The sequence below is a fragment of the Neobacillus niacini genome (assembly GCF_031457145.1).
Lineage (GTDB): Bacteria > Bacillota > Bacilli > Bacillales > Cytobacillaceae > Neobacillus > Neobacillus niacini_J.
In genome coordinates, this window is the sequence record NZ_JAVDVZ010000006.1 from 14,118 (window position 1) to 37,458 (window position 23,341).

At 37.5% G+C, this 23,341-nt stretch carries 27 protein-coding genes and 1 pseudogene; 17 read left to right on the forward strand and 11 right to left on the reverse strand.

The window, feature by feature from the left end; genetic code table 11:
* Positions 1-17: 17 nt before the first annotated feature.
* Complete coding sequence (locus J2Y03_RS15485) at positions 18-1,484, forward strand: spore germination protein (RefSeq protein ID WP_310195534.1); 1,467 nt, start codon at positions 18-20, stop codon at positions 1,482-1,484.
* A 110-nt stretch (positions 1,485-1,594) separates the two neighbouring features.
* On the opposite strand, the gene J2Y03_RS15490 is transcribed toward J2Y03_RS15485, so the two are convergent.
* The 4 genes from J2Y03_RS15490 to J2Y03_RS15505 all read right to left on the reverse strand — a co-directional run bounded on the left by J2Y03_RS15490 (position 1,595) and on the right by J2Y03_RS15505 (position 4,443).
* Positions 1,595-1,870, reverse strand: coding sequence for a YqhV family protein (locus J2Y03_RS15490; protein WP_310195535.1), 276 nt, complete (start codon positions 1,868-1,870; stop codon positions 1,595-1,597).
* Between the two features lie 111 nt (positions 1,871-1,981).
* A complete protein-coding gene (locus tag J2Y03_RS15495) occupies positions 1,982-2,746 on the reverse strand; it encodes a sulfite exporter TauE/SafE family protein (RefSeq protein WP_310195536.1) in 765 nt (254 codons plus the stop codon).
* Between the two features lie 127 nt (positions 2,747-2,873).
* Positions 2,874-3,161 (reverse strand): hypothetical protein, encoded by a 288-nt coding sequence (locus J2Y03_RS15500; protein WP_132087103.1) that lies wholly within the window; start codon positions 3,159-3,161, stop codon positions 2,874-2,876.
* A gap of 31 nt (positions 3,162-3,192) precedes the next feature.
* Complete coding sequence (locus tag J2Y03_RS15505) at positions 3,193-4,443, reverse strand: MFS transporter (protein ID WP_132087100.1); 1,251 nt, start codon at positions 4,441-4,443, stop codon at positions 3,193-3,195.
* Between the two features lie 165 nt (positions 4,444-4,608).
* Between J2Y03_RS15505 and J2Y03_RS15510 the strand changes: the two genes are divergently transcribed.
* Genes J2Y03_RS15510 through cysC form a run of 5 tightly spaced genes read left to right on the forward strand, consistent with a single transcriptional unit; the run spans position 4,609 to position 8,452 of the window.
* Positions 4,609-5,376: a phosphosulfolactate synthase gene (locus tag J2Y03_RS15510; protein WP_310195538.1), complete on the forward strand. Its 768-nt coding sequence runs from the start codon at positions 4,609-4,611 to the stop codon at positions 5,374-5,376.
* Positions 5,361-5,900, forward strand: a complete 540-nt coding sequence (locus J2Y03_RS15515; RefSeq protein WP_310195540.1) for a histidine phosphatase family protein — start codon at positions 5,361-5,363, stop codon at positions 5,898-5,900. The genes J2Y03_RS15510 and J2Y03_RS15515 overlap by 16 nt, the downstream gene beginning before the upstream one ends.
* Before the next feature lie 31 nt (positions 5,901-5,931).
* Positions 5,932-6,633 (forward strand): phosphoadenylyl-sulfate reductase, encoded by a 702-nt coding sequence (locus J2Y03_RS15520; protein ID WP_310195957.1) that lies wholly within the window; start codon positions 5,932-5,934, stop codon positions 6,631-6,633.
* 54 nt (positions 6,634-6,687) lie between these two features.
* The gene (gene sat / locus J2Y03_RS15525) at positions 6,688-7,866 is read left to right on the forward strand and encodes a sulfate adenylyltransferase (protein WP_310195542.1); all 1,179 of its coding nucleotides are present in this window, start codon (positions 6,688-6,690) and stop codon (positions 7,864-7,866) included.
* Entirely contained in the window at positions 7,853-8,452 is a 600-nt protein-coding gene (gene cysC / locus J2Y03_RS15530) for an adenylyl-sulfate kinase (protein WP_310195543.1), read from the forward strand. The genes sat and cysC overlap by 14 nt, the downstream gene beginning before the upstream one ends.
* A gap of 9 nt (positions 8,453-8,461) precedes the next feature.
* Here the strand turns inward: cysC and J2Y03_RS15535 are convergent, their stop codons facing one another.
* Positions 8,462-9,076: a YitT family protein gene (locus J2Y03_RS15535; protein WP_310195545.1), complete on the reverse strand. Its 615-nt coding sequence runs from the start codon at positions 9,074-9,076 to the stop codon at positions 8,462-8,464.
* A 406-nt stretch (positions 9,077-9,482) separates the two neighbouring features.
* Between J2Y03_RS15535 and J2Y03_RS15540 the strand changes: the two genes are divergently transcribed.
* Positions 9,483-10,274, forward strand: a complete 792-nt coding sequence (locus J2Y03_RS15540; RefSeq protein ID WP_310195546.1) for an HAD family hydrolase — start codon at positions 9,483-9,485, stop codon at positions 10,272-10,274.
* A gap of 186 nt (positions 10,275-10,460) precedes the next feature.
* On the opposite strand, the gene J2Y03_RS15545 is transcribed toward J2Y03_RS15540, so the two are convergent.
* The 3 genes from J2Y03_RS15545 to J2Y03_RS15555 form a co-directional block, all read right to left on the reverse strand.
* Positions 10,461-11,168, reverse strand: a complete 708-nt coding sequence (locus tag J2Y03_RS15545) for a hypothetical protein (protein ID WP_310195548.1) — start codon at positions 11,166-11,168, stop codon at positions 10,461-10,463.
* 92 nt (positions 11,169-11,260) lie between these two features.
* Positions 11,261-12,682 (reverse strand): cytosine permease, encoded by a 1,422-nt coding sequence (locus tag J2Y03_RS15550; protein ID WP_310195550.1) that lies wholly within the window; start codon positions 12,680-12,682, stop codon positions 11,261-11,263.
* The gene (locus J2Y03_RS15555) at positions 12,683-12,838 is read right to left on the reverse strand and encodes a hypothetical protein (protein ID WP_310195552.1); all 156 of its coding nucleotides are present in this window, start codon (positions 12,836-12,838) and stop codon (positions 12,683-12,685) included.
* Between the two features lie 260 nt (positions 12,839-13,098).
* On the opposite strand from J2Y03_RS15555, the gene J2Y03_RS15560 reads away from it, so the two are divergent.
* Positions 13,099-13,374 (forward strand): hypothetical protein, encoded by a 276-nt coding sequence (locus tag J2Y03_RS15560; protein ID WP_132087074.1) that lies wholly within the window; start codon positions 13,099-13,101, stop codon positions 13,372-13,374.
* Positions 13,375-13,727: 353 nt separating this feature from the next.
* On the opposite strand, the gene J2Y03_RS15565 is transcribed toward J2Y03_RS15560, so the two are convergent.
* Both J2Y03_RS15565 and J2Y03_RS15570 read right to left on the reverse strand, forming a co-directional pair.
* Positions 13,728-14,180: a S1 domain-containing RNA-binding protein gene (locus J2Y03_RS15565; RefSeq protein WP_132087071.1), complete on the reverse strand. Its 453-nt coding sequence runs from the start codon at positions 14,178-14,180 to the stop codon at positions 13,728-13,730.
* Positions 14,181-14,371: 191 nt separating this feature from the next.
* The gene (locus tag J2Y03_RS15570; protein WP_132087068.1) at positions 14,372-14,962 is read right to left on the reverse strand and encodes a guanylate kinase; all 591 of its coding nucleotides are present in this window, start codon (positions 14,960-14,962) and stop codon (positions 14,372-14,374) included.
* 363 nt (positions 14,963-15,325) lie between these two features.
* On the opposite strand from J2Y03_RS15570, the gene J2Y03_RS15575 reads away from it, so the two are divergent.
* The 5 genes from J2Y03_RS15575 to J2Y03_RS15595 all read left to right on the forward strand — a co-directional run bounded on the left by J2Y03_RS15575 (position 15,326) and on the right by J2Y03_RS15595 (position 19,013).
* A complete protein-coding gene (locus J2Y03_RS15575; RefSeq protein ID WP_310195556.1) occupies positions 15,326-16,771 on the forward strand; it encodes a DEAD/DEAH box helicase in 1,446 nt (481 codons plus the stop codon).
* Between the two features lie 74 nt (positions 16,772-16,845).
* Entirely contained in the window at positions 16,846-17,037 is a 192-nt protein-coding gene (locus J2Y03_RS15580) for a hypothetical protein (protein ID WP_132087062.1), read from the forward strand.
* Between the two features lie 32 nt (positions 17,038-17,069).
* Positions 17,070-18,002 (forward strand): D-2-hydroxyacid dehydrogenase, encoded by a 933-nt coding sequence (locus tag J2Y03_RS15585; RefSeq protein ID WP_310195558.1) that lies wholly within the window; start codon positions 17,070-17,072, stop codon positions 18,000-18,002.
* A 219-nt stretch (positions 18,003-18,221) separates the two neighbouring features.
* Entirely contained in the window at positions 18,222-18,581 is a 360-nt protein-coding gene (locus J2Y03_RS15590) for a DUF3147 family protein (protein WP_165903033.1), read from the forward strand.
* Positions 18,582-18,599: 18 nt separating this feature from the next.
* Positions 18,600-19,013: a DUF3147 family protein gene (locus tag J2Y03_RS15595; protein WP_310195560.1), complete on the forward strand. Its 414-nt coding sequence runs from the start codon at positions 18,600-18,602 to the stop codon at positions 19,011-19,013.
* A 70-nt stretch (positions 19,014-19,083) separates the two neighbouring features.
* Here J2Y03_RS15595 and J2Y03_RS15600 read toward each other — a convergent pair whose 3' ends face one another.
* The gene (locus tag J2Y03_RS15600) at positions 19,084-19,248 is read right to left on the reverse strand and encodes a hypothetical protein (RefSeq protein ID WP_310195562.1); all 165 of its coding nucleotides are present in this window, start codon (positions 19,246-19,248) and stop codon (positions 19,084-19,086) included.
* A 376-nt stretch (positions 19,249-19,624) separates the two neighbouring features.
* Here J2Y03_RS15600 and J2Y03_RS15605 point away from each other — a divergent pair, with 376 nt between their 5' ends.
* From J2Y03_RS15605 to J2Y03_RS15620, 4 genes and pseudogenes are all read left to right on the forward strand, one after another.
* Positions 19,625-20,716: an FAD-dependent monooxygenase gene (locus tag J2Y03_RS15605; protein ID WP_310195564.1), complete on the forward strand. Its 1,092-nt coding sequence runs from the start codon at positions 19,625-19,627 to the stop codon at positions 20,714-20,716.
* 137 nt (positions 20,717-20,853) lie between these two features.
* Positions 20,854-21,522 (forward strand): phosphatase PAP2 family protein, encoded by a 669-nt coding sequence (locus J2Y03_RS15610; protein ID WP_310195566.1) that lies wholly within the window; start codon positions 20,854-20,856, stop codon positions 21,520-21,522.
* Between the two features lie 25 nt (positions 21,523-21,547).
* On the forward strand, positions 21,548-22,102 hold the full coding sequence (locus tag J2Y03_RS15615; protein WP_310195568.1) for a GNAT family N-acetyltransferase: 555 nt from the start codon (positions 21,548-21,550) through the stop codon (positions 22,100-22,102).
* Positions 22,103-22,212: 110 nt separating this feature from the next.
* Positions 22,213-23,253, forward strand: a pseudogene (locus J2Y03_RS15620) (IS1595 family transposase).
* Positions 23,254-23,341 lie beyond the last annotated feature (88 nt).

The window sequence follows — 23,341 nt, forward strand, 5'->3', positions numbered from 1 at the left end:
TTTAGGAGTTGGCAAGTTTGGGAAAAAAGGGAACGCAAATTCCAGTTAAAGAAAAGTTTGAAGATAATATTGATTATTTAATAAAAGAACTACGGATTGGCAAAAGCTTTGATGTCATCCATCGTCCTTTAGAGTTTGGTGGACTAAAGTTTGGGATGTTCCAAATTGATGGTTTTGCTACAGCCAATATCCTGCTGTTAATCATGAAGGAAATTGAGAAGCGCAAACCAGAGGATTTTGCAGACAATCCAATCGAAAAGCTTTTCAAAACCTTCATTCCTCATATAGAGGTTAATACATCAGACGATTTAGAAGAAGCTATTGCTCAAGTACTTGCAGGTCAGACTGTAATAGTGGTCGAAGGCTGTGAGCAAGTTATTCTGATTGATGCACGGGAATATCCGATTCGTTCTCCTCAAGAACCGGATATTGAACGTGTGGTCCGAGGTCCGCGCGATGGTTTTGTAGAAACGATTGTTTTTAATCTGGCATTAATTCGAAGACGTGTACGCGACCGGTCTCTCGTCAATGAATATATTCAGGTAGGTCAACGTTCAAAAACGGATATAGCTTTAGTTTATATTGATAGCCTTGTCGATGTTGACCATGTAGAAATGTTAAGAAATAAGCTTGAGAAAATATCGGTTGATGGTGTCTCAATGGGGGAAAAAACCATTGAGGAATTTGTATTCGGGCGAAATTATAATCCCTATCCACTAGTACGCTACACAGAAAGAGCCGATACGAGTGCGGTTCATTTAATGGAAGGTCATGTGCTCATTGTAGTGGATGGGTCACCTAGTGTAATGATTTGCCCATCTACCTATTGGCATCATCTGCAGCATGCTGAAGAATATCGCCAAAAACCAATCGTTGGGGTCTTTTTACGATGGGCTCGGTTCATTGCGGTTCTGGCTTCATTATTTCTTTTACCTTTTTGGTATACATATGCCACAAATGAGCAATTACTTTCGGATCGGTGGAAGTTTATTGGGCTCAAAGAACCTGGAGAGATTGGGTTAATCTGGCAGTTTCTCATAGCGGAAGTGGGGATTGAGATCTTGCGAATGGCTGCCATTCATACCCCAAATGCACTCGCGACAGCACTTGGTATCGTTTCAGCGATTATTATTGGGGATGTAGCAGTAAAGGTAGGGATTTTCACACATGAAGTGGTTCTTTACGTCGCAGTTGCAGCAATTGGTACTTTCGCAACACCTAGTTATGAATTAAGTCTTGCCAATCGACTATTCCGCGTATTTTTTTTGATTATGGTCGCACTCCTTAAGGTACCAGGTCTTGCCATCGGAATTACGTTGTGGCTGATATTGCTTGTGAGAACAAAGAGTATGAATACTCCCTATTTATACCCATTTATTCCGTTTCATCCACGGGATTTTCGGATTATGCTTGCGAGAACACCGATTCCTCTAAAAAATACGCGGGCAAGGATATTAAATGTACAGGATAGAACTCGACAATAAGTTAAAAAGCCATTCACTTAGGTGAAAAGAAAAAGGCCTTTCACTTAGGTGAAAGGAAAAAAGCCTTTCACCCTTGGTGATAGGTTTTTTATGTAAGGTTTAAAGAATGTTTATGATGATTTCACACCGATAAAGATAAAACTAACTCCAAGGGCGATCCAGACGAATTTCATGACTGATATTTTTTCAACGATTCCTATTAACCCAATAGAGGTAGTTAAAACTAATATTATAGGACCAATAAGTGCGAGTGAAGAGTTAACCATAAGGGCCTTTTCTACGGTATTAAATTTGATCATTAGAATGGCTGCAAATATTTCAATACTTCCAGATATTAATCGTAAAAAAGCCATTCCTAGTACTACTTTTTCAATTATTATAAACATAATGACCTCCTGAACTTACCATTTCTTCCATAAGTATATGTTTGGATTTCTAGGAGAAGGACAGGTTTTTCATTCTTATAAAAAAAGAAAACACGTTGTTCCCGTGTTCTCCTAAATAAGTTTAAGCCCGCTTATAAAAATCATGATAGCCATAATGGTTCTTAATGGTTTTGCAGGAAATTTCGATGATAGATTGCTCCCTATTAAGACACCTGGAATAGAACCCATTAGTAGGTTTAAAACTAAAAAATAATCAACATTGCCTATTCCAGCATGCATGAATCCTGCGGCGGTCACCAATAAAAATGCATGAGCAATATCTGTTCCAACAAGCTCTGAAGGACTCATTCTGTACAGATAAAGCATCGCTAAAGCGAACAGTGAACCCGAACCTATTGAAGTCAAACCAACTATGAAGCCTAAAATCACGCCAATCAAAATCGTTAACGTTCGTTTTTCATGAAGGGGCTTTTTTTGGAGCGGGTTCTCTTCTAATTTACTTTTCGCGAACGTTTTAATTAAAGTAGTCAATGCTACCAATATTAAAACATACCCCAATGCATGCTTTATTACCTGTTCTTGGTTATGAAAAAAAGAATCGAATAGATGAAGAACCCCAACTGCACATATGGCGCTTGGAATACTTCCGATTGCAAGATATTTTACCAATGTAAGGTTTATGGTCTTTTGCCGCCAATGTTGAAAGGAACCAAAAAGCTTGGTAATAGAATTATAAATCAGGTCTGTTCCTACCGCAATTGACGGACTAAACCCCAATAATATTAATATCGGTGTTAAAAGTGCTGCCCCGCCAACACCTGTCAAACCAACCATAAAACCAATAAATAGCCCCATTAGAATGATACCAATACTCATTAGGCCCACACTCCATATTTGTCTAAAACTCCTACCAATAAGTTATGAAGTGGTTAAATGCCTTGTTACTACCGCCTAAACCCAAATTTAAAGGAGGGCACCTATAGTACCCTCCCGCTTGCTTTAGCTATTCTTTCTCTTCTTCATCTTCTTTTAGCTTAATTTTCTTACAGCCAACGTATAAACAAGAGAGAATATCTAATCCTTCTTTTGCTTTAGCCATTCCCTTTATATATGGTGTTACTAAATCTTTGAAATCAGCACCGACTTCTTCATCCTCTAAGATTCCATAGACATACAGCTTCTTTTCATCGAATAGAAATGCTACGTTCCCTACAGCTTTGTTGTTTGAATTCACAACATTTAATACTTGATAATGAGGAGTTATCACTTCGGGAGAAAAATAAATTTGCAATTGGATCTACTCCTTTAGTCCAGCGTATTTCTTAGGTAAATTGCAATTTTTCAAAAAGCGAGTCATTTTCATTTTCTTCGGATGGTTTTGGTTTTGCCACATGTATAAGAATCATGCAAAGTATAGCGCTTAACAAGGTTAACCCAGCTGTTACTAAAAACATTCCCGAGCGTGACCATGCCATTAAGGAACCAAACACGGGGGGACCAATCGCAACCCCTAAAAATCTTACCGATCCATATAGGGAGGTTACAAAACCCCTTCGGTCGGTTGGAACAGAACCAGTAATAAAGCTATTAATACATGGTAGAACTAGTCCAGTACCAATACTACTAACGGCTAGGACAGCAAAAAAAGGAACTAATTTCGTAAAGAAAATTAACGACGCAAAGGAAGCGGTCATTAATAATAATCCTAAGATGATGAGTGTTTTCATGAGCTTCATCTTTTTACCGATTTTACTTCCGGTTATATAGGATGAGATGGTCATAACTAAGAGCGGGATGGCTAAAATACAACCTTTTAATAATCCATCAATTTGATAATCTTTTTCCAATATATCTGAAATGTAAAATAAAATACCAAATAGGGTGAATAAGCAGGTAGCCCCAGTTAAATAGGCTGCAAATAACCACCGTCCTTCTGTTTTAAAAACAGAAACGAGCCCTTTAACATATTTTCCAACAGGCGGCGGTTCCTTTTTTGATTTTTTTTCTTTAATGAAAAAGATGGTTAACAAACAAGAAATAGCACAGAAAATCGGAAAAGCGAAAAATGCCGCATACCAAAAGAGTAAGGCGAGCAGGGAACCAATAATAGGACTGATCACTTTTCCAAATCCATTAGAAGCTTCTACTAAGCCTAAGACCTTACTTTGTTCTCCGCCTTTAAATAAATCACCCGTCAGTGCCATAGCAATGGGAGCGGTTCCTGCAGCCCCCATTCCTTGCATGATTCTTCCAGCAAGAATCCAGGTATAGGAATTGTCAAACCAAGCTGCTGCAGCACCTGCTAAAAGACCCCCGCTTCCATATAGGATGAGAGAAGGGACAATAATCGCCTTTCGTGAAAACCGGTCGGACAAATATCCTAATACAGGTATAGAAATGGCAGCTGCAATCGAAAATGCTGATATGACTAAACTAACTTGGAATTGAGAAATATCAAGTTCAGATTTCATCTTCGGAAGAACGGGAATCAGCATCGAGTTTCCTAACACAAGGATGAGAGGGATTGAACCGATTGCAAATATTGTCAAACCATTATGTTTTTTCTTTGGCAATGAGCGTACACCCCTAACTGTGAGAATAGCTTCTTTAGTGTTTGAAGTGACGGAAGAGTTTATACAAGGGCAGTAGCCTAATTTCTATTAATAAAGCCTAATATCTACACATTCACCCATATTTTGAATAATCTATCCTAGACAAAAAGAGGAGGCGCTTCTTCTATGGATTTTTTAACACTGCCAGAAAGGACGTCAGGAAATAGAACATATGGTTTGACCTCGGTGATCGATTTCGGAACCCCGATAGGTGAGTTGAAAAATATTTTATCTGATTATGGCTATCTCATTGATATCGCCAAGATTGGAATAGGTTCTGCTTATGTGACACGAAATATAGAGGAAAAAATTGAACTATATAAGCAATATCAAATCAAACCTTATTGTGGTGGAACCTTGTTTGAAAAGTGCTTTTATCAAAATAAAATTCCTGAATATTTAACGTATTTACGAAATTTAGGTATTGAATGGATTGAAATATCAAACGGAACGCTGGATATTCCTCTACAAGAACGCCTCCAACTAATTAGACAAATCAAGCAGGATTTCCATGTTATAGCAGAGGTGGGGTCAAAAGATACCAATAAGGAAATCCCGATTTCGGAGTGGAAGGAAGAAATAAACCTTTTATTTCATGCAGGCTGTGCCTATGTAATAACGGAAGGAAGGGATTCGGGTACTTCTGGCATTTATGACAAAAGCGGCTCAATAAACTCAAATTTAATTCAAGAGTTACTTAAGGATTTAGATAGCAAGAAAATCATTTTTGAAGCCCCTACACCTATGCAACAAATGTATTTTATTAACGAAGTTGGAACGAATGTAAATTTAGGAAATGTGAAGCTTCAAGATGTATTAGTGTTAGAAACCCAGCGTTATGGTCTAAGGAGCGAAACCTTTTATTTGGAGGAAGATGGATGCAAATTACTTTAATTAGACACCTTCCAACAGAATGGAATAGAAAAACCCTGCTTCAAGGCAGGAGGGATATAGTTATTTCTCAAGTTTCAGAAGAGGTAGTCAAGGGAATAGCCAGGAATCAAAACGTACTTGAAGAATTGTCTCCCTTTGACCTCGTTTTGGCAAGTACATTAAAACGGACCCACCAAACCGCTCAACTTTATGGATATAAATGCGAAACAGAGGGATTGTTGGACGAACTAGATTTCGGGCCATTTGAAGGTATCCCAAAGGCAAAAATGATTGATAGGTATGGAGATACATGGTTTGAAAATCCAAAAGAATTGGTATTAGGTGAAAGTTTAAAGAATTTTGAAGACCGAATTGTACAGTTTTTAGTTAAATATAAGGAGTTTTCAACTATTTTAGTGTTCGGTCATGGTTCTTGGATTCGAGCATTGCTTTCATACGCCCAATGCGGCCATATAAACAATATGAATAAGATAGAGGTATTGAACAATTCATGCCACACCTTGGTAGTGAATTCCTCGGATTAAAAGAGAAATGGAGGGCTGAGGATTGTCTGAAATGTTAACATATGACAAGTGGGATGAAGGTAAGATAGTCTCTTTTATGAATACCCGGCCAGATTTTTTGGATGTCATAAAATGGGCTTATCGTGAATATGACGATGATATTGTTTATGCCTGCAGCTTTGGTGCAGAAGGTATAGTGTTAATTGATTTAATTTCCAAGGTAAATAAAAGTGCAAAAATTATCTTTCTGGATACAGAGCTCCATTTTTCAGAGACATATGAATTAATTGAAAAAGTAAAAAAACGATATTCTTCCCTTAAAATAGAAATGATTAAACCGCAGCATTCCTTGAAGGATCAGGAGAAATGGTATGGGGAAGAGCTTTGGAAGCATAACCCAAATCTATGCTGCCATATGAGAAAGGTGGTTCCACTTAAGGAAGCCTTAGGTGAAGTAAAGGCATGGATCTCCGGTTTAAGGCGGGAGCAATCGCTCACTAGAAGGAATACCCAATACCTTAATAAAGATGATAAATTCCAGAAGGTAAAAATTTGCCCCCTTATTCATTGGACCTCAGAGGATATTATGACCTACATTGATTTAAACAAGCTGCCCTATAACCCACTACATGACAAAGGTTATCCAAGTATTGGCTGTGCCCCCTGTACCAAGGCTGTTTCAGACAATGGAGATTCTCGTGCTGGACGATGGGCTGGACAATCAAAAACAGAATGCGGACTTCATGAGTCTTAAGTTTATTTTTTAGAAAAAAAAATTGCTGATTTAGGCGGTAAAGGAGGGAATATCGTGAGTAAAAGCGTACCACATGGCGGCAAATTGATAAATCGAATTAACTTAGATGAAGCCATAGATTTATCGCGTCCTTTTGTCTTGCTTGATAATTTAGAAATAAGTGATTTAGAACTAATCGCAAATGGCGCGTATAGCCCGCTAGAAGGCTTCATGAGGAAAGCCGATTATGAAAGTGTTGTTCAAAATATGCGTCTTTCAAATGGACTTCCCTGGTCCATTCCCATTACTTTAGCTATAGATAAAAACAAAGCAATGGAATTGAAGGTTGGGGAAACAATTAACTTGATTCAAGATGGAATTGTTTATGGTGTAATGAATCTGGAGGAAATCTATATTCCAGATAAAATACTAGAAGCAAATATGGTTTATAAAACAAACGACATGAATCACCCAGGTGTTAAAAAAATGTTCAACAGAAATGGACTTTATATTGCGGGTCCAATTACCATGGTATCAAAGCGTAAAAAGAGTATGTTTGAAAGTTATTATTTGGATCCGATTCAAACGAGAGACCAATTTAATCATCTAGGCTGGAAGACGGTAGTGGGATTTCAAACGCGAAATCCAGTTCACCGCGCACATGAATATATCCAAAAAACGGCATTAGAGACCGTTGATGGTCTTTTTTTGAATCCGCTCGTAGGTGAGACTAAACCAGATGATATCCCAAGTGACATCAGAATGAAAAGCTATCAAGCGTTACTTGAAAATTATTATCCAAAGGACCGGGTCTTCTTATCTGTTTTCCCTGCTGCCATGCGTTATGCGGGTCCTCGAGAAGCCATTTTCCATGCAATAGTTCGAAAAAATTTTGGGTGTACACATTTTATTGTCGGAAGAGATCATGCAGGAGTAGGAAATTATTATGGAACTTATGATGCGCAAAAAATATTTACTGCATTTGAAGAAGATGAACTAGGAATTAAACCTCTTTTCTTTGAACATAGTTTTTATTGTAATAAGTGTGAAAATATGGCATCTAAAAAAACTTGTCCACACGATTCAAGGGATCATGTCATTTTATCCGGAACAAAGGTGAGAGGCATGTTGAAAAATGGAGAGATGCCGCCAAAAGAATTCAGCCGGCCGGAAGTAGTGGAAATTCTTATTCAAGGTATGAAAGAAGTGTATACCTACGAAATACCAAAGGGTGTAGGAAATGAAAAAAGGTAATCATCTTACTTGGCATCATTCAAGCGTTACCAAAAAGAATCGCCACCTTTTAAATGGACACAAGAGCTGCGTCCTTTGGTTTACCGGACTGTCAGGTTCAGGGAAATCCACTTTAGCCACTGCCGTAGATCATGCCTTGTTTCAAACTGGTTTAAGAAGTTATGTATTAGATGGTGATAATATTCGCCATGGTTTAAATTCTGATTTGAGTTTTGATGCTGCAGACCGGAAAGAAAATATTCGCAGAATTGGGGAAGTCGCAAAGTTATTTGTCGACAGTGGGCAAATTGTTTTATCTGCCTTTATTTCACCTTTTCGAGAGGATAGAAAGCTAGTTCGTGACATGTTTGAAGCAGAGGAGTTTATCGAAATCTTTTTGAAATGCCCGATCCAAGTTTGTGAAAATAGGGATCCAAAAGGGTTATATAAAAAAGCGAGGAAAGGCGAGATTCCTGAGTTTACCGGAATATCTTCTCCATATGAAATGCCGAGCCGCCCTGAGATTGTCATAGAGACAGATAACATGACGATTGAGGAATCGGTGGAGAAAATTACAGCTTATTTAAAGGATAAGAAGATTCTATAATGGATCTTCTTATCTTTTTCTCCAAGCTGCGGATAAATAGCTTATTCGATGGAATTTAAACTCATAAATATAATCAATAATATTCGTTGAAATAAATTGGCAAACAATCGCATATAGAACAATTTTATAATCAATTACGAGGGCGGTTAATACAAAAATGAAAAAGTTAATCCCCATCATTACTTTTCCCGGGCTCCAATGCTTGTAGTTGGCAATCATTAATGCTGGGATGACCATCCCGCCGCTAGAGGCCCCGGCCCGAATCAATAGACCAACCCCGACCCCAAAACCAATACTTCCAGCCACAATGCAGAAGAAGATATTTAGGTGAATGTGAGGAAACTGGGAGGTTATATAGCCCACAGTCATGGAAGTAATTGCAACGGAAATAATCGTCCGAAGGGTCCAGGTAAAACCAAAATAGGGCAGGGCGAAAAGTAAAAAGACAATATTAGCCAGCCACAATGAAAATCCAAGGGATATATGGAACCAATGATTGATGAGGATGGCAAGTCCAGCTGCCCCGCCAGATGGGATAGAATGTGGAAATAAAAATAAAGACATTGATACTCCTTGCAAGGTAGCTCCAAATAGTAAACATAAATAGGTTAATAGCTTCTTCATGATATATAGTTGAAATGGACCCTCAAATGTATAGTAATTCCTTCCATATTCATTCCCCCTCTTCGGACTAGCCTTCCTTGTCCATTTTATGAGATGTAAAAAAAGAATATGTGGAAATATTTTCATTTAAAAGTGCGCGCAGTAAATGTACACTATTTTCCATAGCCCATTAGGCCGCCATCCAGCCGGAAACATCTTCTTCAAGCAGCAGATTATTTGCTCGGGCTTTTTAGTTGCACGAAAGAATAAACCAGTAGGATAGTAGAACTTTATTAATCTCCTCCTATGTATTCCTCGGTCGTTTGGGTGGAGATTTTTTATTTTTTTTCGACATTGAATATTCTTTTATTTCTAAAAATGGTAAACTAGTTAAATATTATTTAGGTGAAAGGTGAGGCTAAAGGAAATGATAAAAGCGATATTTTTTGATTTAGATGATACACTGCTTTGGGATCAAAAAAGTATAAAGGAAGCATTTGTTGCAACCTGTAAGGCAGCAGAAGAACGGTATGGTGTAGACGCAAATGAACTAGAAGAGGCAGTTCGCGAGTCTGCTAGAAATCTATACTCTTCCTATGAGACCTATAAGTTTACTCAAATGATAGGGATTAATCCCTTCGAAGGCCTATGGGGGAATTTTTTAGATGATCACGATGAATTTAGGAAAATGAAAGAGATTGTTCCTGGCTATCGAAAAGAGGCGTGGACTGCCGGGCTAAAGGCATTGGGTGTCGATAACCCAACATTTGGTCACGAACTGGCCGAAAGGTTCCCACAAGAACGCAGGAACCTGCCGTTTGTTTACGAAGAAACCTTTAACATCCTAGATTCATTAAAAGGGAAGTATCAACTGCTTCTATTAACGAATGGTTCACCAGATCTGCAGCATACGAAGCTATCCATTACACCAGAGCTAGTTCCGTATTTTGATCAGATTGTCGTTTCCGGTGCGTTTGGTAGAGGGAAGCCCGACCCTACAATATTTGAGCATGCGTTATCACTCATGTCACTAGACAAGGACGAGGTTCTTATGGTAGGGGACAACCTAATGACAGATATTCTAGGTGCAAATTCAGCAAGAATCAAATCTGTTTGGATTAACCGTCATAATAAGGAAAGAAATGAAGTCATTCCAACCTATGAAATTGAACACTTAGAAGAGCTTTTTCCACTATTGGATGAGTTGAATAAGAAATAAGAGAAATTATAAGGCTGTTCCAAAGGCTAATGATTCAATAGCCTTTGGGACAGCCTTAAATAGTTTGTTAAACAATGGATTGTTCCCCTAAACTAAGAGACCCCACCAAATACGGTAACAATTATGCAGGGATAGTGCCCCCTAAATCAGGAGCCCACAAATTACCGTAACAATACTGATTTTCTATCAATTCACAACAGATAACTTATTTAAACTAGTGCCATCCTCTGCAGCTTTAATCAGCGGAATTACATCTTCCTTAAGTTGAAATTTATATAAATCATGATCTAAGAAAACTTGAATACCAATATCACAGATTCTACTGACACCGAAGGAGTTTGCTGAGATTTCGGCAAAAATTTGAAGCAAATGTTGAAGGAGCTTTCCGAAATTACCATCAAATTCTCTATACATGTTGAATCTCTTTTCGATATTGTCTACCTTGTTTAAATCATCTAAATAATTGTATGGATACAATATGGTAATATGATGATTGTCTAATTCTACGAGTCTGTTACCAAAGTGTTCTTTGTTTAATAAGCCAACATGGAACTTACTTTTATTTACTCCTTTGTCCACCCAAGAGTAGGTGATAACCGTTGAGTCAAAGTGTTCTTTCAAGTTTACATTTTTATATTTTTCTTGTTCAAGGGTTTTCTCAAATAAATCTTCAATGATTTTCACGGTGGCCACTTTCGTCTTTGCTAGGTTTTTATTAAATTTAAGAATAAAGTCAAATACACCTACTCCAGTCGCCCACCCCATATTTGGCAGCGAGACTAGCTTTTCATGATGGTCATCCCATCCCATTTCCGCAAATTTTCCATAAGTAATTCGGGTATCTGTCATTACGATTGAAAAGTAATCTGAAACATAACCAATCACAACACTCATTTTAACATCTCCCTAATCTATAAAATGGAAACGTTTTATTTTTTCCATTGTCCACGATAGTGGTTAGAGGATGATGATAAAATTATTAGAAATTAATGAGAATCTTTTTTTCTGACTTTCGGGTAACCTCCCCATCCTAATGGAATAATGACAAATCGCGTGATGAACCAATATACAGCAGCACCAATCGCCATGGTTGGAAAGGTTGCAGTTAAAAACTGGTAGGGAAAGCGGGACTCATAGGTTAACGGGTTTAATAAATAGAAATAAGTTATAAAACCAGCCAACAATGCAAAAATACTCGCGGGATTCCACCCCTTCCAGAAGGTATAGACCGAGTTTGAACTTGAATTATATAAATCTTTGATATTCAGCTGTTTTTTTCGAAAAACAAAATAATCAATAATTTGAATTCCAACTAAAGGGGCGAAAATTACACCTAGAAATGCTAAGAAATTACCAAACTTTGAAAAAAATAATTCTGGAATAAAAACTGCCACTAATCCTACTGGAATTAAAGCAGCCATAGTGGTCATATTCCAAGAATTATTTCTAATGGTTTCTAGATTTCGCAGCCCAATACATGAAATATAAACACCAATAACAGCCGAACCAAAGTTGGCAAATGCAATAAAGGATAGGGCAAAGCTTCCATACATCACTCCACCTAATTCCACCATCCAGCTTGTTGGATCTGGATCACCGATTAACAAAACGGAAAGCAAGCCAATGATACTCATTAATGCTACTGGAAAGCCTAATCCCAGCATGGAAGGAATCGTTGTTTGACTTGTTTTAGGAGAAATCCTTATGATTCCGCCCACATATGGCCACCAGGACATAAGGCTAACGATCCCGACTTCAATACCTGTAGCGTAATTCCAGATTAGGTCACTTGATGGTGATAGGGGCTTTGCCTCGATAATTGCTTGAAAACCAAAGTTTTTTACAATCATATAAAAAATCCAAATACCAACTAAAATAATCAGAATAGCTAATATGGCTGATAAATTCTTAACGGCATTAGCACCCCGTTTCAAGAGTAGCCATATCGTGAAGACTGCTAGGATGGACAGGGAGGATATGGCGAGTGAACTCATGGATTCATCAATGACTCCCGTAACCACTAACATCCGAGTGGCTGATTTAGCAAAGAATATAAGCAGGATGGAATTCCAACCAATCACTGATAAATACTGAAGAATTAAAGCGAGGACCCAGCCGCGGTTACCAAAGAAAGGCTTGGTGGAGGTGACACTTTCGATACCGTATTTTGCTGAGGCTGGAATGACGGCAAGTGATATTAACAGCATGCCAATCATGGAACCTGCAATCAATGCGGCAATTCCCATTTTTGCATTTAAATAATAACCTACAAATCCACCCATTAAAAAACACCAAGTAGCAACGGAAGTACTGATTGACACTAGCATTAAATCCCTAGAGCGCCAAACTCGTTCATGGGGCAGTAATGGAAAGGCGCTTTCCGTTTCGTGATGATTTTGACCAGACACTTAATACCAGCCCCAAATTAACAGTAACCCAGGAAAGACTACACCTAACAGAACATAATAAACATAGTCTTTTAACATTAGGTCACCGCCCTGATTTTCCTCTAACTCGATGGCTTCTAATCTTACTTTTAGTGGCAAATCGTTTTCCTCTGTCATCTTTAAAATCCCTCCACTGCGTATTCAATAAATTAATTTATTCTTTAATAAGAGTTGTTGTTTGGACGCAAAAGTTACGGAGGGGACAAAAGATAGGTCTAAGAATATTTTTTGTTTGTCTTACTAACAAAATAGTTGTAACCTGCCTGTTTCGTTGCATATAATCAGAATCACACTATTAATCTGTTTCAGGAGCATTTGTCTTATCAAAGTAATAATTAACTTGTATTTCTTTTTATAATAAAAAAGGGGTGAATAAAGTGCTTAAGAGTAAAGAGGAAGTCCATGGCTTTCTGAAAACTTTCGAAGTCTTTGCCAATTGGAATGGAGAAAAACATTTTCTTTCAATGGAAACAGAATGTCCAACAGGAATCCTGACGATTATGAAATCACCAGAAGGGGAATTTTATTACCATCGAAAAAATGAATTTTACTGGGATATAAAGGAAATAAAGGTGGAAACTGATATTTTAACAGACATCATTTGGGCATTTAGGCAAGCTATTAATAAATCCATTAATAAAATCACTGTGTAAGCCACACCGCATTTAGTACCTACTGTTTCTAATCCTCGGGTCCATTCGTCCATTCTCAAAACCATAAATAATTTCCTCCTATACTGGAAAATATTATGCATGAATATTAGGAGGAAATTTTTATGGAAAATACCCATAATCCATTAAATTAACTTCTTTTGAATTGTTATATTTATGGACAAGCAACGTAAACTCCTAGCCTTGAAAAAAATTTTTCATAATATCCTCTGTATTCTAGTCATTGTTACAGAAATCGCGAAAATTCATTGGGAAGTAGGAAGTAAGCTGAAATCAGAATTCTAACCAAATAAAAGAAGGCAAGACGCAGTGGGCTTGCCTTTCTTTATCTATAATTATCCGCGTCTTCCGCCTCTGCCGCCACGTTTCGTTTCGGTGTTGCGTTTTAAGCTGGATAAATTTTCTTCGCTCGCTTTTAAGAATTTAGCCACTTTATCTTCAAAGTTTTCTTTTGGCTTAAAATTACCGCCTTTTGACCGGAAGTCTTTTGATTGCCTATTATCTCTACCTTGACGTTGTGGACGCTGGGAATAAGAAGAAGTTTGACCTTCTGGCTTATCAATAGCTTTTTTAATAGACAAGGCAGTTTTTCCGTCTTTCTCACTTATAACCTTTACTTCAACCTGGTCTCCTACTTTAAGATGATCATTCACGTCTTTTACATAGCTATCTGCTACTTCACTGATATGCACAAGACCAGTTGTGCCACCAGGTAATTCTACAAACGCTCCAAAATTAGTAATACCCGTTACTTTACCTTGTACTTTGCTGCCTACTTCGATCGACAAAAAGAGTTCCCCCTAAATAATGTTTTCAACACTTAATTATACACGCATTAAATGACAATTTCAAGCTGTTATCTGTATTGATCTAATATATATTATGAATGGCACAGAAATGGTAGCAAAGCGATTGTATATTAAAAAAGGACCATTAAAGGATAAATATCCAGTAAATGGTCCTTTTTTTTTGGAATTAATTAATAATCAGTAACAATTCTGTTTTGATCGAGAAAAGCTTCAATGACTTCACTTACCTGAAAAGAAACCTGAGGTGAATCATAGTTTTCAAAGACATGCTCACAGTTACTTTTATAGGTCATAATTTCATCATAATGGGATAAATGCCTTTGGATATCTTCTTCCTTGTCGTTACGTGCTTTGTGTCGCTTGATTATCGTATCACGGTTAGCGAAGACGAAAAAGCGCATGACGCGGTCACCATACATCTCTTTTAATTTTTCAGTACCTTCTGGGTTTAACGTTAAGTAGACAAGATTATGATGTTCAAATGCTTTGACAATATCTTCTTCACGAATTCCATAATGAATTCCATCGATATCAACTGTTTCAATAAATTCCTGGTTGTTTTTCATTTTTTGGAAGGCTTCTTCCGTAATAAAATGATAATCTACACCATCTTGTTCATAATGACGGGGAGGCCGTGTTGTGTAGGAAAGGACCGTTTCCATATCAAACGCTGTTGCGACCATCTTGGCAACCGTTTTTCGCCCAGAGCCATCAGGACCAGTGTAAATGAATAATTTTTCCTTATCTTTGATTTTATACATAGATAACCTCCTATAATGAAATATGGTTTAAATAAAAAAGAGCCTACAGTTGATTATCATGCTGTCTGTTACATAATTTATACTATCCTTAGAACAGGATATTTCCATTATAACAGATTTACAGACTGAATTTTTGATATTTCTGATTTTTTTAGAAAATAACCGCCAAATTACCTATTTGTTCTAAATTTACTGTAGCGTTTCTATTTTGTCTTGTAAAGCTGTTGTGCAACAGAGAACTAAAAATAATTCTCGCTAGTCTTGTTTTCAAGTATAATGAACCTATTCAGATTTTGCATATGATATTTCTTTGAGAGAAATCCTATATAGAAGTTGGATAATATAAAAAAATGAGGTTAATACATGAGTGAAAAGAATTTTGAGGATTATCGTTTAAGCGAGGAAATAACAAGGGCACTGGCTGTGTTAAAATACGATCAGCCTACAGAAGTGCAAAAAGAGGTTATCCCAAAGGCATTGGAAAAACAAGATTTGGTTGTTAAATCTCAAACAGGCTCCGGTAAAACGGCTTCGTTTGCGATTCCTATAAGTGAAATGATGGATTGGGAGGAAAAAAAGCCGCAAACGCTAATTCTTACACCAACCCGGGAGCTAGCCGTGCAAGTACGGGAAGATGTAACGAATATAGGCCGATTTAAGCGGATTAAAGCAATGGCGGTTTATGGGAAAGAACCTTTTTCAAAGCAAAAGGATGAATTAAAGCAAAAAACGCATGTCGTCGTGGGAACTCCCGGTCGTACGATGGACCACATCGAAAGGGGAACTCTTGAATTAGATAAAATCAAATTTTTGATCATTGATGAAGCGGATGAAATGCTAAATATGGGCTTTATCGATGAGGTGGAATCCATCATAAAAGAACTCCCAGAAAACAGAGTAACGATGGTTTTTTCAGCTACCTTACCGAAGGATGTGGAAAACCTCTGTCATCAATACATGAAAGATCCCATCCATATTGAGATAGCGTCCACTGGTGTAACTACAAATACGATTGAACATGCTGTCATTGAAGTAAAGGAAGATGACAAGATATCACTACTTAAAGATGTAACAGTTGTTGAAAATCCAGATAGCTGCATTATTTTTTGCCGAACCAAAGAAAATGTCGAGAATGTCTATACTGAATTGGAAAAAGCTAATTATTCCTGTGAAAGACTTCACGGTGGTCTAGAACAAGAGGATCGGTTCGCGGTTATGGATGGTTTTAAAGCGGGAAATTTTCGATATCTGGTGGCAACAGATGTGGCAGCGAGGGGAATCGATATTGATAATGTAACTTTGATTATTAATTACGATGTTCCAATGGAAAAAGAGGGCTATGTTCACCGAACTGGCAGAACAGGAAGAGCCGGTAATAAAGGAAAAGCGATTACCTTCACAACTCCATATGAGGGGAAATTCCTTAAGGCGATTGAAAGATATATCGGCTTTGAAATTCCTGTGATGGACGCCCCAATGCAGGATGAAGTGTCAAGTGGAAAAGCAGCATTTGAGGAAAAACTAAGTGGCAGAAGAGTGGTAAGAAATAATAAAACAGCTCGAATCAATAAGGATATCACCAAGCTACACTTTAGCGGAGGTAAAAAGAAAAAGCTTCGCGCAGTTGATTTCGTCGGTACGATTTCAAATATTCCTGGAGTTACCGCCGACGATATTGGTATTATCACCATTCAGGACAATTTAACCTATGTTGACATCCTTAATGGTAAAGGCTCATTAGTGATTCAGGCTATGGAGAATACAACCGTCAAAGGGAAAAAACTGAAGGTTAGCATGGCTTTAAAGTAATTGTGTCTTAGAAGGACGATTTATTTTAAAATAATCGTCCTTATTTTTATAATAAATAGAGGAGAGGTCTACCAATGAAGTATTTTAAAACTCAAATGAAACAGTTAGTTAAAGAAAATAAAGACCTACAGAAGCATTTGAAAGAATTGATCGATGAGCACCAATTAGAAAAAAACTTTGCCCTGAAGGCTTTGTACCATTCAGAAGTTGCCGATGGGGGAAAATATCAGGCTGCTTATCAAGCACTCGACATACCAAAAGGGTGAGTCATTTTGAATTTATAAGAAGAGGGTAAGGAATGAACATTTCAACTATTTTAGTAGTCAGTCCCATGTATAAAGAACTTCAAACATTAATAGAAAAGGAAGTCCCGCAAAAGAATTTTCGTTTTATTCCTGAGGATGGGTTGACACAAAATGATTTAAGCTGGGCAGACGCACTTGTTTCATTTAACCTTAAAGCTGACTATGATTACAGCCATGTAAAATGGGTACATTCCCTTGGAGCAGGAGTTGACCGTTTTTTATATAAGAAAGACTGGAATGAAGCAGTTTTATTAACAAGAACGATTTGTTCTTTTGGACAAAGGATTGCAGAGTATTGTTTAAGCTACATCCTAAAGGATTTACAATTTCATGATGTCTTCCAAGAACAACAGGGGCAAAAAAATTGGAAGCAGCAAACGCCAAGATTAGTTGGTAATCAAAAAGTTCTTGTTTATGGTACAGGCGAAATCGGTCAAATGATTGCGAAAGTTTTTTCAGGATTAGGGGTTGATGTCTACGGGGTTTCCTTAAGCGGGCAGGAAAAAGCCTATTTTAAAAAAGTCATGAAACTGGATTCTCATCTTTCCCGTTTAAGTGAAATGAACTATATCATCAATACCTTACCACTGACGGAAAAAACTGAAAAAGTTTTTAACGAACGAATCTTTAGCCATTTATCAAATGCAGGATTTATTAACGTCGGTCGAGGTGCTTCGGTAGATGAAGAAAACTTACTCCAGGCATTATCTGTCAATCATGTTAGCTTTGCAGTCCTCGATGTCTTTGCACAAGAGCCACTGCCTGAAAACAACCCCTTTTGGAGTCATCCTAGAATTCTAATTACGCCTCATATATCGGCAGTTACCACCCCAAATGAGGGGGCAGCTTGTTTTCTGGAGACACTTAAGAATATTGAAGAAAATAAGCCTCTTAAGAATATAGTTGATATAAAAAAAGGTTATTAAAGCATATATTTTATCGAAAACCCGAATACAGGGTTTTTTTCTTTTGATAAATTCCCTTAACTTTAGTATGGTAACGCTTTAAAAAAAGTAACGGAATGTTCACACGAAAAGTAGAAAAAATGAGTTAGAATAAACATATTAACTTAGTTATGTGAAAAACTTCACATTATATAATATGAAGCTTGATAAGCTAAGAATAAATTTCAGAGGTGAATTGCAGTGGCAGATTTATCCATAAGTGCCTTACTGATTAGATTTCTTTTAGGAGGAGCAGCGGTAGTTGTTTCGACACTTGTTGCCAGAAATTTAGGTGAAAAAGCTGGGGGCATATTTGCTGCTTTCCCTGCTGTATACTTGGCTGCTTTATTAACAGTCGGTTTGGACTTTAGTGGAGAGGAATTAGTTTCTCATTCGATTTTATTATCAAAAGGTGCGATTGTCGGAATGGGAATCAATATACTTGTAGCGATATTGGCTGGCTATCTTTTGCCAAGACAAGGATGGAAACGCGGTCTCGCACAGGCTATGGGATTTTGGCTAGTCGTTTCAATGGCTGTGGTTATTATTACTACATACTAAGGGGAAAGGGTGCTAGTTATGTATAAAGATTTACTTATTCGCTTTACTCTCGGAGGAGCAGCCGTGATGATCAGCTATTTGATAACGGTCTTATCTCCATGGAAAATCCTTGCTGGAATCTTTGCTGCCTTTCCAGCCGTAATGATCACAGCAGTGTTAATGATGGGAATTGCTTCTGGTTCAAAAAAGGCTGCCAAAATTGCAAATGGCTCTGTGTTTGGAATGATTGGTGGCGTTGTTTGTGTAGCAACCGTATGGACGGTATTACAAGTCAGTGGCAACTGGGCTTTAAGTATCGTATTAGGACTTCTGTTCTGGTTAGGCAGCTCAATCATTGTATCTTCTTTAAGAGATAGGCTTAAAAGTGTCAGAGAAAATAAAAGTAGTATTAAGGTAAATATTCATTCTGGTATACAGGTACGACATAAATAAACGATTAATGGAAAAAAACAAGACGGCAGGCGCCGCCTTGTTTTATGCTGCATAATTACAATATCTATACTTATTCTTCTGTATCTTCAGTACCTTCATCAGTACCTTCTTCATTTTGTTCCGATTCTTCGGTTTCTGGATCATCCGTATTTGTTGTATTACTACACCCAGTGGCAACTCCAAGTAACATCAATGCTGACATCAAAGCAACTAACCATGTTTTGAAATTTTTCATCTTAAAATCCTCCTTGATTGTTTGCATGATTTATAATACAGGCTTATCATACAAGCTTTGGATGAAAAATAGATTGAATTTTCGATTTCTTAACATTTTTTAACCGCTTCTTTAAAAAACTTCAATCTTAATGAATTATTGTTTACACATTATTAAAAAAATTTACAAAATATAGAATTTATCATTATGGGTATTTATTATCATTTAAAAGTAGGTACATTCCTCTATTTATAAAAGAAATGAATTGACCATTACTTATTATTTTGTTACTCTATACTTAACTTTTTTTCTTATCGAGAAACTTTTTTGAAGCTGAACACATCGTTGAAATATAGATTAAAAACATAATATAAAATAACTTAGAAGGTGGCTAACCATGAACTTACAAGCAGATGTTTGTATCGTTGGCGGCGGACCTGCGGGGACATTACTCGGACATTTATTAGCTAAAAACGGAATATTAACCATTATTATAGAACGTTCTGCTGGGGTTAACAGACAATTCAGAGGCGAGCATATTAACGGTGAAACAGAAGCAATCTTAAAAGAACATCATTTATTTAATAAAATAGAAGAGCTCGGAATTCTTAAAATGAAAAAGGTAGAATACTTCTCTGGAAGAAATATCGTGAACAGTATTACGCCTGGTGCCCATGAAGACCATGTTGGAATCCATGTACCGCAAGCACATTTACTATCGGCAATCATCCAAGAATCTGAGGGAAATCAAAATTTCCAATTATTATTTAACACGACCGTTAAAGAATTAATTCAGGATGAGAAAGGTTTCTATACGGGTGTGATGGCAATACAGAATGGGGAAGAAATCCACATCTCTAGTAAGGTAACAATTGGAGCAGATGGTCGTTATTCAACTGTACGAAAGCTGGCAAAGATACCGACAATCGAAATGACTCATGGGTACGATGTATTGTGGGCAAAAATTCCTGCTCCAGCGGGATGGGAGCCAACAACGAGAATGGTCCTTGTAAATGGTCATCAGCTCGCATTGTTTACTCAAACTGGAGGTCTCATCCAAATTGGCTGGAATATACCAGAGGGTTCATTTGCAGAATTACGGAAAGGTTCCTTACAACCTTTTCTTGAACCATTGATTGAAAGTTTTCCAGAACTTGAAGAAAGTGTCACTGAGCACCTTACTTCTTGGAAGGACCTTGTTTGTTTAAAAGTACAAAGCTCTCGCAGCGAAACATGGGTAGAGAACGGATTAATTCTCATAGGGGATGCTGCTCATACCATGACCCCTACCGGTGCAGTTGGAATCAATTGTGGAATGAAAGACGCTCATATCCTAGCACCACTCCTAACCAAAGCCCTTATAGAAGGAAACATAAGCGCAGAGCAATTAAAACTCTTTGAAATGAGCAGAAAAAACGAAATCAAAACACAACAAATCATGCAACTAAAACAAGAAACATCCATTTCTGAAAAATTTGCTTATCGGTGACAGGCACCAAATATACAATAGATTGCTGTTTATGCAGCTTTTCTTGTATATTTGGTACCTGTTTTTTTTGTGTGGTTATAGTAGGATTGTGGTGTATGGGAAATTATATGTTTATCCAAGAAAAGGGGATAAACAAGATGAATGTAAAGTTTCAGCTTACGCGCGCATTTTTAATAAGTTTGGTCGCTCTTTTGGCCTTTAGTGTAGTGGCTATGCTGGTAAGAGCGGAGAAAATCGTTGATTTTGATCATGCTGTTATTAGTGCCGTTCAATCACAAGAGTCACCTTTTCTGACAAGGATCATGGAGTTTTTTACTATGATTGGTTCAACACTAGCCGTGGTCATCATATGTCTTCTGATTCTATTCTTTCTTTACAAAGTGCTGCACCACCGTCATGAATTACTATTATTTATTGTTGTTGTTGCCGGTTCACCCTTACTAAACCATGTCTTGAAAGAAATATTTCAGCGAGCACGTCCAGATTTACATCGACTGATTGATATAGGTGGATACAGCTTCCCGAGTGGTCATGCTATGAATGCTTTAACCGTATATGGAATCCTTACCTTCTTGCTTTGGCGCCATATCTTTAATCGAACAGGCAGGAGCCTCTTACTACTTTTTAGCACGTTTGTAGTCTTTATGATTGGCGTTAGCAGGATTTATTTAGGAGTACACTATCCTAGCGACATCATAGGAGGCTATCTTGCCAGCGGTTTTTGGATTGCGACCTCTATTTGGTTTTTCCAATGGTATATAGAGAGACAGCCCCATCTTGCTAGTAGAATGTTAAAAAGATCATAAAATTTCAAAACAAAGGAACAAGACAATGGAATTTATAACAACCAAAAAATGGGATGAAGGCCTTTGGCAAAAGACAAGAAATATCTATAATGTTGCTTTCGGCGAGCATGCAACCAAGCCAGAAAAGATAATTCGCAATATGTTTGCCGGGGGTCTTACTGCACTTCATGTGTTAATGGAAAACGATGAGGTTCTCGCGATGGCGCTGACAGGTTCATTGCCTGACTCAAGTGTCCTGCTGCTGGATTATTTGGCCGTTCGAAAGGATTTGCGTGGTCATGGAGTGGGAAAGGACTTTTTTGATTACATAAATGTATGGGCATATTCTCAGTCTCAATACAAAAGAATCTTGGTTGAGGTGGAATGTGATGAAACACCACAAAATCAAGCAAGAATTCATTTCTGGGAAAAATGCGGATTTCACCTGTTAGATGATTATAAGCATTGTTATAAATGGGGGCCGCAGCACTACATGGCAATGGTTCTGTACCTGAATGGTAGGCCAGCCACACCATTAAAAGGGGAAGATTGTCTAAAATATATGGCGTCTTTTCATAAAGAATCCTACAAATTAAATTAGTAGTCCCTTTTTTTAATAGGCTTTGTTAAAGAATAATGTTGTTATTTGATTTTCTCGAACGGTTGTTCTATAATGGGTGGACTAAAATTACCGAGAGCGAGTGAGTTTTAATGGTGTTAGCTGACATAATTAACCAAATCAGAAATCTTAGCCGAAGAGACCAGCAGCGATTTAAGGAGTTCTTTACAAACTCATTAGGGAGTGCAGCAGAAACAGAGTCTGTATTCAAAGATGTATCAGAACAGAAACACAAAGACGGCTACACCTGCACTCATTGTCAATCCACTAACGTCATTCGTTTCGGTAAATACCAAGTTAAAACTACAATCAATACCATTGAACGCCAAAGATACCGCTGCAAAGAGTGCTGTAAAACATTTACAGATATGACGAACACTCCTCTTCACAGAACACATATGCCGAGTAAATGGCTTCAGTTTATCGAATGTATGATTGAGGGGTATTCCCTTCGAAAATCAGCTAAACTCATTGGTGCTCATTATGTGACGCTTTTTTATTGGAGGCATAAAATTCTAACTGCATTAAAGCAGATGGATTTTGAACTTTTTGAAGGCATCGTAGAAATGGATGAAACCTATTTTCTCTATTCCGAGAAAGGAAAACGGAATATCCAAGGACGAAAACCAAGGTTACGCGGTGGGAGTTCAGAGTTTAGATGAATAAGCAAGGACCAAGTATGCGTTCTTGTAGCTAGAGACCGCCAAAAGAGAACGTTTTCCAGAACAATTGGAAAAGGGCGGATTATAAAAAAGAGTTTGGACGAAGCGTTAGGTTCCAAGCTATCAATTCAAAATGTTCTATGTACGGATGCTTGGCGGGCGTTTATGACTTATGCCAAAGAAAAAGGAATTGAGCATCATCGCTTTAAAGCAAATGGTAGGGAGCGAGTTAAAGGGATTTATCATATCCAGAATGTAAATAGTTATCACAGCCGTTTAAAGAGCTGGATGGAGCGTTTTAATGGTGTAGCGACTAAATATCTAGACCATTATTTGAGCTGGTTCCAATTCTTAGACACCATCAAACATATAAAAGATAACTTTACGATAACCAAAATGGTTTTAGACAGTTGTTCTTTCTCAGTTAACATAACTTATGATAAACTAAGGTTATCGGAATTTTCCGAATAATAGGAAGTTTATTGTTCCGTTAAAGGGCAGGTTAATTCAATAATCGGAAGGAAAAAGGTATATAGAAAGGGAACTATTTGATATACCG

Excerpts from the sequence above, each read along its gene's own strand:
- J2Y03_RS15490 (WP_310195535.1), bottom strand. The coding sequence starts at position 1,870 with ATGTTTATAATAATTGAAAAAGTAGTACTAGGAATGGCTTTTTTACGA.
- J2Y03_RS15495 (WP_310195536.1), bottom strand. The coding sequence starts at position 2,746 with ATGAGTATTGGTATCATTCTAATGGGGCTATTTATTGGTTTTATGGTT.
- J2Y03_RS15510 (WP_310195538.1), top strand. The coding sequence starts at position 4,609 with ATGGATTTTTTAACACTGCCAGAAAGGACGTCAGGAAATAGAACATAT.
- J2Y03_RS15515 (WP_310195540.1), top strand. The coding sequence starts at position 5,361 with ATGCAAATTACTTTAATTAGACACCTTCCAACAGAATGGAATAGAAAA.
- J2Y03_RS15520 (WP_310195957.1), top strand. The coding sequence starts at position 5,932 with ATGTTAACATATGACAAGTGGGATGAAGGTAAGATAGTCTCTTTTATG.
- cysC (WP_310195543.1), top strand. The coding sequence starts at position 7,853 with ATGAAAAAAGGTAATCATCTTACTTGGCATCATTCAAGCGTTACCAAA.
- J2Y03_RS15535 (WP_310195545.1), bottom strand. The coding sequence starts at position 9,076 with ATGAAGAAGCTATTAACCTATTTATGTTTACTATTTGGAGCTACCTTG.
- J2Y03_RS15540 (WP_310195546.1), top strand. The coding sequence starts at position 9,483 with ATGATAAAAGCGATATTTTTTGATTTAGATGATACACTGCTTTGGGAT.
- J2Y03_RS15545 (WP_310195548.1), bottom strand. The coding sequence starts at position 11,168 with ATGAGTGTTGTGATTGGTTATGTTTCAGATTACTTTTCAATCGTAATG.
- J2Y03_RS15555 (WP_310195552.1), bottom strand. The coding sequence starts at position 12,838 with ATGACAGAGGAAAACGATTTGCCACTAAAAGTAAGATTAGAAGCCATC.
- J2Y03_RS15570 (WP_132087068.1), bottom strand. The coding sequence starts at position 14,962 with ATGTATAAAATCAAAGATAAGGAAAAATTATTCATTTACACTGGTCCT.
- J2Y03_RS15575 (WP_310195556.1), top strand. The coding sequence starts at position 15,326 with ATGAGTGAAAAGAATTTTGAGGATTATCGTTTAAGCGAGGAAATAACA.
- J2Y03_RS15580 (WP_132087062.1), top strand. The coding sequence starts at position 16,846 with ATGAAGTATTTTAAAACTCAAATGAAACAGTTAGTTAAAGAAAATAAA.
- J2Y03_RS15585 (WP_310195558.1), top strand. The coding sequence starts at position 17,070 with ATGAACATTTCAACTATTTTAGTAGTCAGTCCCATGTATAAAGAACTT.
- J2Y03_RS15595 (WP_310195560.1), top strand. The coding sequence starts at position 18,600 with ATGTATAAAGATTTACTTATTCGCTTTACTCTCGGAGGAGCAGCCGTG.
- J2Y03_RS15600 (WP_310195562.1), bottom strand. The coding sequence starts at position 19,248 with ATGAAAAATTTCAAAACATGGTTAGTTGCTTTGATGTCAGCATTGATG.
- J2Y03_RS15605 (WP_310195564.1), top strand. The coding sequence starts at position 19,625 with ATGAACTTACAAGCAGATGTTTGTATCGTTGGCGGCGGACCTGCGGGG.
- J2Y03_RS15610 (WP_310195566.1), top strand. The coding sequence starts at position 20,854 with ATGAATGTAAAGTTTCAGCTTACGCGCGCATTTTTAATAAGTTTGGTC.
- J2Y03_RS15615 (WP_310195568.1), top strand. The coding sequence starts at position 21,548 with ATGGAATTTATAACAACCAAAAAATGGGATGAAGGCCTTTGGCAAAAG.